The sequence below is a fragment of the Leuconostoc carnosum genome, assembly GCF_014207505.1.
Taxonomy (GTDB): Bacteria; Bacillota; Bacilli; order Lactobacillales; family Lactobacillaceae; genus Leuconostoc; species Leuconostoc carnosum.
Map to the genome: position 1 here is coordinate 39176 of NZ_JACHGL010000005.1, position 11085 is coordinate 50260.

Below are 11085 nucleotides of genomic sequence, written 5' to 3' on the forward strand. Positions count from 1 at the left end.
ATACACACATAGAAAGATTAGACCAATTCATGGCAGAAGATAAATTTGAGGAAGCCGTTATAGAAAAGTTGAAAAGTGAAGGTTGGGATTACCTGGCTGATTATTCAGGTGTAACTATTAATTACCTCTATGATCATTGGCGTGATATATTGAATGATAATAATCGTACAAGGTTAGAGGGCGTCTTATTATCTGACAATGAGTTTGAGCAGGTAAAATTGGAATTACTGAAAAACAAAACACCTTATGACGCTCAGCTAATGCTTGCTGGGGCTGGTGGAGTTGGAACCATCCCATTAATTCGTGATGATGGAACGCAATTAGAGTTAGAGATTTTTTATGGTGATGAAGTAGCTGGTGGACATTCCCGCTATGAAATTGTGAATCAAATTACCTTTAATGATTTGACGTTTAGTTTGAGTTCAAAGCGGCGCGTCGATATTGTTTTATTAATTAATGGCTTGCCAGTCGCTCACGTGGAAGAAAAAGACGAATCTCTTCAAAATCAATGGAACGCATTCGAACAACTTCAAAAATATGATAGTGATGGTATGTACACGGGACTTTTTTCTTTTGTTCAAGTGCAGTTTGTTTTATCGCAAAATTCAGCGCATTATTTTGCGCGTCCAAAGAATAGTGATGCTTATAATAGAGACTTTGTTTTTGGATGGCGCGATGATAATGGCCAAGATGTCACAAATACGATGGCCTTTATTCACGAAGTAATGGGCATTCCTGCCTTGCATCGTTTAGTGACGACAAATATGATTCCCGATGCGGCCAATGATAATTTGATGGTCATGAGATCTTATCAAATTCAAGCCACTCGCCAAATTCTTGATCGCATGCGTGAGATGAATCAAAATGATTTTGTGGAAAAAGAGGGCGGCTACATCTGGCATACAACAGGCTCCGGAAAAACTGTGACTTCCTTTAAGGTAGCCCAATTGTTGGCTGCGATGCCTCGTGTTCAAGATGTATTATTCATTGTTGATAGAGTGGATCTAATTAATCAGACATATGATAATTTCCGATCATTTGCCTACAAAACTTTTGAAAACCGAATCAAGGTAGTTAATAGTACGGAAATCAAACGTGCTTTAAAACAGAATAAAACCTCAAATATTTATTTGATAACGATTCAAGGTTTAGACCGTGCTGTTAAGTCTGGATTATTGTCAAACCGTCGGATGGTTATCTTAATGGATGAAGCTCACCGATCCGCCAGTGGTGACTCTGTAGGCCGTATTAAAAAAGCCTTACCTAAAACAACATGGTTTGCCTTTACAGGAACCCCTAATTTTTACAGTGATGAGGTTAATGAAGTTAAAACGTCAAAAAACATTTCAACGTTCGATATTTTTGGGCCCAGACTTCACCGCTATACCATTAAAGACGCAATTGGCGACGGCAATGTTTTGGGATTTGATGTTACTTATTATGAAACTGATTTTGAACATAATCAGGAGTCAGAATTAACTGAAAAACAGCTGGAACAAAAAGTCTTTGAAAGTTTGCCATTCCGTCAAGCTGTTTTGAATGATATCAAAAATAACTGGACAACTAACGCCAGTGGCCCCATTGAGATGGGGGTTAGAAAACCAAATCAGTTTCAAGCGATTTTGGCTGTCTCAGGTAAACAAGCTGTTGCATCTTACTACAGTTTGTTCAAACAAATGTTTCCAGAACTACGGGTAGCCATGACTTTTTCTCGCGATGAAAATAACGGGGTCGGAACATCGGACCTACAGTCGGCATTAAAGCAAGCAATGATAGATTACATGACTCTCTATGAAACGCACAATTTTTTGGAGGATAATGACCCCCAGCGATCATACTTGAATGACATTACAAAGCGAATTTCTAGGAAAAAGCCCTATAACCAGGATAAAGATGCTGACCGTCTAGATTTGATTATTGTGGCTGATCAGTTATTAACTGGTTTTGACTCTAAATATGTCAATATCATCTATATGGATAAATTGATGAAAGAAGGCCCATTAATTCAAGCCATGTCTCGGACTAACCGTACGATTAATAAAGCAGCGAAGCCACATGGTAAAGTACGTTTTTACCGTAAGGGCGCGGTTATGGAAGAAAATGTCAAAAATGCCTTAGTTATTTACACCAAAGGTGGTAATGATACGATGGCTGATGCAGCAAAAATTCCCGATGAAACCGAACAAAAGGAGCTGTTTGATGACGGCATTCTGGCCCCAAAAATGGCAGATCAAATTCATGACTTGCAACCAAAAATTACCCGATTGCAAGTTTTAGCTGGTGAAGACTTTTCACAAATGCCGCGTTCTGAAAAAGACCAAGTGGAATTTGCAGTAACTGCTGCCGATGTTAACTCGAAGGTACAGCAACTAGTTCAACAAGGATACGTAATAGGGAGTCAGGTTGAAGGTGTTGATGGCCCAGTTAGTTTGGGCATTAAAAACAACTCGCAATTAAGTGCTCTGCAGGCCCGGATGAATGATGTTAACGAAATCTTGCCCGCAGAAAAACAAATTGATTTAACCAACATCAAAATAGCCATTCAATCCTATGCCAACGAAATCATTGACTACGATAAATTGGTGGATTTGCTCAATCAATATATGGATACAACTATTCCTGAGAATCGTGTAGCCGTTGAAGAACATGTAAAACCTCTGGATCAAGATAGTCGTGATGAGATAGGGCATGTCTTAGATGGCATCGAACAAGGTACTTATAAAGATCATTTTGATACAGAAAAGCTGAAGTCCGTTAGAAAAATAATTCGTAATACGCAACAAGAGTTAAATATCTACAAGTGGTCAGCTGACCATAATTATAATGGTAATGACATTCTCGAAGCTTACAATGTTTATCTTCCGGGTGTGGAATTGGTTGATAATACAAAATTAAATCAATTACTCCAAAAAATGGAAAACAAATTGAATATTGGCTTTTTTGAAACTGCAGACTTTGAAGAAAATGTGTTGGCCTATTTTGCTAAAATTACCAAACATTAAAATAATTTAGAAAAGAGAAATCAAAATGGCATTAACTGCTGATAAAAAAACATTAATCTGGAAAACACTGAATGAAACGCGTGGGAAAATTGAACCAGCTGAATACAAGAACTATATATTTGGTTTGATGTTCTATAAGTTTCTATCTGAAAAGGCTCAAAATTGGCTTATTGGACAACTTCGTGGAGAAACATGGGCTAATATTTGGAACCAAAATCCTGAAAAAGCGGCAGCGTTTATGCAATCAAAATTAGGTTACGTCATTCAACCTGGCGAATTGTTTAGTGACTGGCAGGATGCTATCAACACGGATCAGTTTAATGTTAGTAATGTCGCAGATGCATTGGTTCATTTTAATCAAGGCATCCAAAAAGGGGCTAAAGCAACTTTTGATGGTATTTTTGATGATATGGATCTTTCATCAAGTCGATTGGGCAGTAATACTCAAACTCGTACGAAAACCCTCATGGATTGGATTAGTTTAATTGATCAAATAGAATTAAACGAAGATTCGGATGTTTTGGGTGATTTGTATGAATATTTAATTGGAATGTTCGCGGCTAATTCTGGTGCAAAAGCCGGTGAATTCTACACGCCTCATCAAGTTTCAGATATTATGGCCCGTATTTTGACAGCGGGTCGTGAAGACATGCCTGAATATAGTCTGTATGACCCAGCGATGGGATCAGGATCCTTACTTTTGACAACTGCATCCTACATGCACAATGATGGTGTACGAGGAGCCATTAAGTATTTCGGTCAAGAATCTATCACAACCACTTATAATTTAGGACGCATTAATTTAATGATGCACGGCGTCGAATATAATGACATGCATATTAACAATGCAGATACATTGAGTTCTGATTGGCCAGATGGTGTTCAAAGTGGTGTGGATAGTCCTCGCATGTTTGATGCTGTGATGGCAAATCCACCGTATTCACAACCCTGGGATAATAATAATCGTGAAGATGATCAGCGTTTCAAAGCTGGCGTTGCACCTAAATCAAAAGCTGATTTCGCATTTTTGCAACATGGATTGTATCATTTGAAACAAGACGGACGTATGGCAATTGTTTTGCCCCACGGTGTTCTTTTCCGTGGAGCAGCCGAGGGTCGTATCCGTCAGCAATTACTGGAGAGTCGTAACATATCTGCAGTGATTGGGTTACCAGAAAAAATATTCACAAATACTGGTATTCCAACGATTATCATGATTTTAGAAAAAAATAGAAAAACCGATGATGTCATGTTTATTGATGCATCTAAAGGGTTTGAAAAACAGAAAAACAATAATTTGCTTCGTCAACAAGATATTGACTTAATTATTGAGACTTATCTGAAGCATGAGGACGTCGATAAATACGCTCATGTTGCCACTTTTGATGAAATCAAGGAAAATGATTTTAATTTAAACATTCCACGTTACGTCGATACCTTTGAAGAAGAAGAACCAATTGATTTACACAAAGTTGATGAGTCACTTATCGAAATTGATAAGGAAATAAACGAAAGCAAACAGACATTTAACGAATTATATCAACAGCTAGTTTCCACCGAAGAATAATTATCGTCTCAATAAGTTTTATTTTTTCCATATGAAGTGTACATACTAAACACTTCATGTAGAAAGGATAAAAAATGTATAATTTATCAACATATTTTGAATATTGGGTTTTAAACCACAAAGCAGGTTTTGTGCGTGACAAAACATTGGCTAAATATAAAACCACCGGATCATGGCTTAAAAGGCTAGAAACAGAAATACCTATTTCTAAATTATCAAAAAGCAATTATCAAGAAATCATTAGATTGTATAGTCAAGTTCATAGTCATAAAACTGTCATGGATTTTCATCGGCAAATTCGTGCAAGTATTTTGGATGCTTATGATGATGGTATTATTCAAAAGGATTTTACACGCAAAGTATTTTTAGGAGGACGAGCAGTTAAAGCTAAGAATATGTTTTTGGAGGAAATTGAAGCCAAGAATTTGATGCAATCGTTTGAACTAGAGAAAAAAAGTGGGCTAACCTGGGAACATTTTTTAGATTTGTTACTCACAACAGGCCTCAGATTTTCAGAAGCACTCGCGCTGACGAAGAATGATTTTGATTTTCAAAATTTAGTTATACATGTCACAAAGTCATATAATTATCAGAAAAAAGGTTTTGTTAATCATAGATTTCAGCCTACGAAAAATGAATCATCTATCAGAACGATTGCGTTAGACTTAAAAACTGCATGGATACTACGACCTATTGTAGAAAACATAAATCATACAATGCCGATATTCCCGAGCATAGAAGGAGAGGGACATCCTGTGATATATAATTCTACTATTAATAATCGATTAAAAAAATATTGTCAGTTGGCAAAAATACCAATCATTACGCTCCATGGACTTAGGCATACGCATGCTTCTGTTCTGATAGCCAATGGTATTAGTATTCAGGTTGTAGCCAAACGATTAGGTCACGCAAATAGTATAACTACTCAGAACACTTACATTCATTTATTAAAAAGCACAGAACAAAAGGCAAACGAAAAAATTACCAGTATTTTAATTAATTGGTAGAAATGGGAGTGAGGAAATGCAAACAAAAAAAAGAAAGTCACCTTCTCTGCGATTTAGAGGTTATACAGATGATTGGGAAGAGCGTAAGTTAGGAGAATTATCTAATATTGTTGGTGGTGGAACACCAAGTACATCGAACCCTGAATACTGGGGCGGTGATATTGATTGGTATGCACCAGCTGAAATTGGAGAACAAAGTTATGTTAGTAAAAGTAAAAAGACTATTACTGAACTAGGTCTAAAGAAGAGTTCAGCTCGAATTTTACCAGTAGGAACCGTCTTATTTACTTCTCGTGCTGGTATCGGAAACACCGCTATATTAGCCAAAGAAGCTACAACTAATCAAGGGTTTCAATCAATTGTTCCTGATCAAAATAAACTTGATAGTTATTTTATTTTTTCAAGAACTAATGAGCTCAAGCGATATGGGGAAGTCACCGGTGCAGGATCTACTTTTGTTGAGGTTTCAGGTAAGCAAATGTCGAAAATGTCGATTATGGTACCTGAACTTTCAGAACAACAAAAAATAGGCTCTTTCTTCAAACAGTTAGATGACACTATCGCTCTTCATCAACGTAAGTTAGATTTACTCAAGGAACAGAAAAAAGGCTTCTCGCAAAAAATGTTCCCAAAAAATGGTGCAAAAATTCCTGAATTGCGATTTAAAGGATTCACGGATGATTGGGAAGAGCGTAAGTTAATTGAAGTTGCCAACTATAGAAACGGGAAAGCCCATGAAAAAGATATTTCAGAAGATGGGGATTATATTGTTGTAAATTCAAAATTCGTTTCTACCAATGGTCTGGTTAAGAAATATTCTGATGAAATGATTGCACCTCTGTCTAAGAATGAAATAGCATTTGTTTTAAGTGACGTTCCAAATGGTAGGGCAATTGCTCGAACATTTTTAATCAATAAAGATAATAAATATAGCTTGAATCAACGAATTGCAGGGATCACTCCACATGCGGATACTAATTCATATTTTTTGCATTCATTGATGAATAGAAATCACTATTTTTTACGTTTTGATGATGGAGTAAGTCAAACAAACTTATCCAAAAAGGAAGTTGAAAAATGGGTTGAATTATATCCGATTTATCAAGAACAACAAAAAATCGGCTCATTTTTCAAACAGTTAGATGCCACTATCGCTCTTCATCAACGTAAGTTAGATTTGTTGAAAGAGCAGAAAAAAGGATTCCTGCAAACAATGTTTGCAAAGTGATTATTAATTACAGAAGGGGGTGTAGGAATATTGAATAAGTCTATTTTCATTTCATATGCTTGGGAACAAGATGAGCCACTAGATAAGGAAGTTAAAAATTTTTCACAATGGTTAGCAATTTATTTGCAATCCTGGGGGTTTCGAGTCCATCTTGATGTTTTGGAAAACCACCCTGGAACTAAACTTGATGAATTCATGAAGAACGGTATTGATAGTTCCCACTTTGTTATTTGTATTTGTACGCAAACTTATTTAAAAAAAACAAGCGATTCAGCAACCGGCGTATATAACGAAATAGAATTAATAAAAAAACAAGCTAACAGTCCATTTATAATTGCCATAATTGATATCGAATCATTTACTGATCTGCCCGATTTTTTTAAAGGAAAGTATATCAGTCAATTAAAATTCGATACACCGTTTTCGCAGGAGAATAAAAAAGGACTATTTGAATTAATATCAACTATACGTGACGAACTATTTCTAAATATCAAGGTGGAAACAAAACCTGATGCTCAAGACAGAATTGAAAGGTACTATAATAGTGTTGAAAAAATAAAATTTTTGAATGATTCAGCCAATTTAATGAATTTCAAACCACAATCAGAAGGTCAAATCTCTTTTCAGTACCTACTTAATGGGGGAGATTTTAAATTAGGAATTGCACCAATGGACTTTATAACTAATTGGTCGGTTGCAGGGACTGATACAATTCACTCTTATAACAAAGTCAGTAGGATGATGAGAATTCATAACTTTGAAAATTTTGAAAAAATAACTAAGCCAGCAGATATTAACTTAGATAAATTAATTGCTATTAATTGGAGTGTATCATTGAAAGTAGGGGATGGTATTGTCTGGATAAATGATAAAAACTATTTAGCGATAGGTAAAATAATTCAAATTGACTTGGATTCAGAAGATACTTATAAAAGTATGGTAACACTTTCTTATAAAATTCTAAATCCAATTGATCTGACCGATGATTTCATCGAGCAATTAGCGATTGTAAACTAAGATAATGGATTTATTATCGTTATGCTACTAAGTTTATTAAGGGTCTATAATTAATTAATAACCCCTCAAAAATACTATTAAAATAACCCTCATTATCTAGTGATTAGATAATGGGGGCTGTTTTTTTGTTAAGTGATATAATAAACCATAAAAGAAGTTTAGAAATGCGGTCCTGGTCATCAATAAATAAACAATTTAATTAATTATTTATTTAATTATTTAATTTCAGAAAGGTATATATGAATCATGGTGCAACAAATTGTCCTACCCATCAAAGACTCCAACGTCTTAAAGATGGTACAAGATACACTTCTCGATAGTTTCCGTGCTGGTCGCCGAAATTACACCGTTTTTCAAGTTGGTAAGGCCACGCTACTACGTGTGAGTGATGTCATGACATTAAAAAAATCAGATGTCTATAATCCAGACGGCTCTGTCAAAAATACAGCCTTTATTCATGATAAAAAGACCGGTAAAGCAAACACGTTATATTTAAAGCCTGTTCAGCAAGACTTGCTGCAATATCATGATTGGCTGATCCAAGAAAACATCAATTCTGAGTGGCTATTCCCCTCGATAGCCCATCATGATCGCCATATCACCGAGAAACAGTTTTATAAAGTGATGGCGCGTGTTGGTAATCTACTAGGCATCAACTATTTAGGCACACACACCATGCGTAAAACAGGCGCTTATCGTGTCTATACACAGTCAAATTACAATATTGGTTTAGTCATGCACTTATTGAATCACTCAAGCGAAGCCATGACACTGACTTACCTTGGTTTAGATCAAGCTAGTCGCGAGACGATGTTAGATCAAATTGATTTTGGTTAACCTATAAAAAAATTTTGCTCGTATAATGAAAATCCGGATTTCTTTATTTCTAGGGCATAATCCGAGATAACCAAGTATAGGGGTTTTTTATTATGAAAGCTAAGAGATACTCAACTGAATTTAAATCATCAATTGTTGCCTTGTACAACGAGGGTCGTTCTGTTAATTCGCTGACCAATGAATATCATTTGGCTGTACAAACGGTTACGGGCTTGGTCAAAAATCTCAAATCAATCCCAACTGCTCTTATACTAAAAATAGTCCAATTTATTGACTTCTGAGCAATTTAGGAAATAATTTTATTTTATACTATGAAAAAGCATCTATACATGGGTACATGATAGGCGTATTATATAGATATTGCGTTTAGGTTAAAGAGAGAATGGAAAAGAGAAAATCTTATGAAAAATAAGACATTAGAAAATAAATTATTTAAAAGTGGCAAAGTGTTGATTGCTGTCGCAGGAGTGTCTGTAATCATGACAAATGCTGTAATCCCTGTTATTAGTACAGTATCAGCAAATACGAATAAGGTGACACCTGTTCATACTGCTTCAAACTGGAGAGCTAACGACCAAAAAACCGTTGATAATAACATGAGGTCGCAAGGTATTGATTCAATTAATGATTTATCTAATTACAATGTAGTTTGGGGAGACACACTTACAACTATAGCAAATCACTTCCATACAACCGCTGACGAATTAAAAAATAAATTTAATATTGTAAATGCTGACTTTATTGTAGCGGGATTTGAATTAAGTAATCAAGCACAGTTCAATAGTATTGGTCGAGAGTTGCTATCAAGTTCAATCACTAGTTTTAATAAGAATACTACAGCAGCATATTTGCAAAAACCTATTAATGTTTATAGAAGGTCTAATAGCAATAACAGTACATCTAACACAGAACAAAAACAAGTAGTTGCAGTTAATCATGACTATAGTGTAACGGCTAACAATAATGTTACTGATAAAGCTGCTGCTGACAAGGCTGCTGCAGATAAAGCTGCCGCTGACCAAGCTGCTGCAGATAAAGCTGCCGCTGACAAAGCTGCTGCTGACAAAGCTGCCGCTGACAAAGCTGCTGCTGACAAAGCTGCTGCAGATAAAGCTGCTGCTGACAAGGCTGCTGCTGACAAAGCTGCCGCTGACAAGGCTGCCGCTGACAAGGCTGCCGCTGACAAGGCTGCCGCTGACAAGGCTGCTGCTGACAAGGCTGCTGCAGATAAAGCTGCTGCTGACAAAGCTGCTGCTGACAAAGCTGCCGCTGACCAAGCTGCTGCTGACAAAGCTGCTGCAGATAAAGCTGCTGCTGACAAAGCTGCTGCTGACAAGGCTGCTGCAGATAAAGCTGCTGCTGACAAGGCTGCTGCAGATAAAGCTGCTGCTGACAAAGCTGCCGCTGACCAAGCTGCTGCTGACAAAGCTGCTGCTGACAAAGCTGCTGCTGACAAAGCTGCTGCTGACAAGGCTGCTGCAGATAAAGCTGCTGCTGACAAGGCTGCTGCAGATAAAGCTGCCGCTGACCAAGCTGCTGCAGATAAAGCTGCTGCTGACAAGGCTGCTGCAGATAAAGCTGCTGCAGATAAAGCTGCTGCTGACAAGGCTGCTGCAGATAAAGCTGCCGCTGACCAAGCTGCTGCAGATAAAGCTGCTGCTGACAAGGCTGCTGCAGATAAAGCTGCTGCTGACAAGGCTGCTGCAGATAAAGCTGCCGCTGACCAAGCTGCTGCAGATAAAGCTGCTGCTGACAAGGCTGCTGCAGATAAAGCTGCCGCTGACAAGGCTGCCGCTGACAAAGCTGCCGCTGACAAGGCTGCTGCTGACAAGGCTGCCGCTGACAAAGCTGCTGCTGACAAAGCTGCTGCAGATAAAGCTGCCGCTGACAAAGCTGCTGCTGACAAAGCTGCTGCAGATAAAGCTGCCGCTGACAAGGCTGCCGCAGATAAAGCTGCCGCTGACCAAGCTGCTGCAGATAAAGCTGCCGCTGACCAAGCTGCTGCAGATAAAGCTGCTGCTGACAAGGCTGCTGCAGATAAAGCTGCCGCTGACAAGGCTGCCGCTGACAAAGCTGCCGCTGACAAGGCTGCTGCTGACAAGGCTGCCGCTGACAAAGCTGCTGCTGACAAAGCTGCTGCAGATAAAGCTGCCGCTGACAAAGCTGCTGCTGACAAAGCTGCTGCAGATAAAGCTGCCGCTGACAAGGCTGCCGCAGATAAAGCTGCCGCTGACCAAGCTGCTGCTGACAAGGCTGCCGCAGATAAAGCTGCCGCTGACAAAGCTGCCGCTGACAAGGCTGCTGCAGATAAAGCCGCACAATTAAACATTTCATCTAATTTTTGGGCTGGAAATGATGAAACAGCGGGAAAGTATTCTAAAAAATTGATAGTAGGATTTACAGGTACTGACATAACTCCTTTCA

7 protein-coding genes are annotated in these 11085 nt (G+C 38.0%); all 7 read left to right on the forward strand.

Annotated features, from left to right (window positions below):
- The first annotated feature begins 29 nt into the window (after positions 1–29).
- Complete coding sequence (locus HNQ98_RS06310) at positions 30–3002, forward strand: type I restriction endonuclease subunit R (RefSeq protein WP_184284992.1); 2973 nt, start codon at positions 30–32, stop codon at positions 3000–3002.
- A 25-nt stretch (positions 3003–3027) separates the two neighbouring features.
- Positions 3028–4569, forward strand: a complete 1542-nt coding sequence (locus HNQ98_RS06315) for a type I restriction-modification system subunit M (protein ID WP_184284993.1) — start codon at positions 3028–3030, stop codon at positions 4567–4569.
- Between the two features lie 74 nt (positions 4570–4643).
- Entirely contained in the window at positions 4644–5579 is a 936-nt protein-coding gene (locus HNQ98_RS06320; protein WP_184284994.1) for a site-specific integrase, read from the forward strand.
- Positions 5580–5595: 16 nt separating this feature from the next.
- Positions 5596–6807 carry a restriction endonuclease subunit S gene (locus tag HNQ98_RS06325; RefSeq protein ID WP_184284995.1) on the forward strand — a complete coding sequence of 404 codons (1212 nt, stop codon included), beginning with the start codon at positions 5596–5598 and terminating at the stop codon, positions 6805–6807.
- 27 nt (positions 6808–6834) lie between these two features.
- Complete coding sequence (locus HNQ98_RS06330) at positions 6835–7824, forward strand: toll/interleukin-1 receptor domain-containing protein (RefSeq protein ID WP_184285030.1); 990 nt, start codon at positions 6835–6837, stop codon at positions 7822–7824.
- A gap of 246 nt (positions 7825–8070) precedes the next feature.
- Positions 8071–8661: a site-specific integrase gene (locus HNQ98_RS06335; RefSeq protein ID WP_184284996.1), complete on the forward strand. Its 591-nt coding sequence runs from the start codon at positions 8071–8073 to the stop codon at positions 8659–8661.
- Between the two features lie 401 nt (positions 8662–9062).
- On the forward strand, positions 9063–11085 hold a 2023-nt coding region (locus tag HNQ98_RS06345), incomplete at its 3' end, for a LysM peptidoglycan-binding domain-containing protein (protein WP_184285031.1).

What these genes read in the sequence shown, in the direction of transcription:
- HNQ98_RS06335 (WP_184284996.1), top strand. Translation starts at nt 8,071, where the DNA reads ATGGTGCAACAAATTGTCCTACCCATCAAAGACTCCAACGTCTTAAAG.
- HNQ98_RS06310 (WP_184284992.1), top strand. Translation starts at nt 30, where the DNA reads ATGGCAGAAGATAAATTTGAGGAAGCCGTTATAGAAAAGTTGAAAAGT.
- HNQ98_RS06325 (WP_184284995.1), top strand. Translation starts at nt 5,596, where the DNA reads ATGCAAACAAAAAAAAGAAAGTCACCTTCTCTGCGATTTAGAGGTTAT.
- HNQ98_RS06320 (WP_184284994.1), top strand. Translation starts at nt 4,644, where the DNA reads ATGTATAATTTATCAACATATTTTGAATATTGGGTTTTAAACCACAAA.
- HNQ98_RS06315 (WP_184284993.1), top strand. Translation starts at nt 3,028, where the DNA reads ATGGCATTAACTGCTGATAAAAAAACATTAATCTGGAAAACACTGAAT.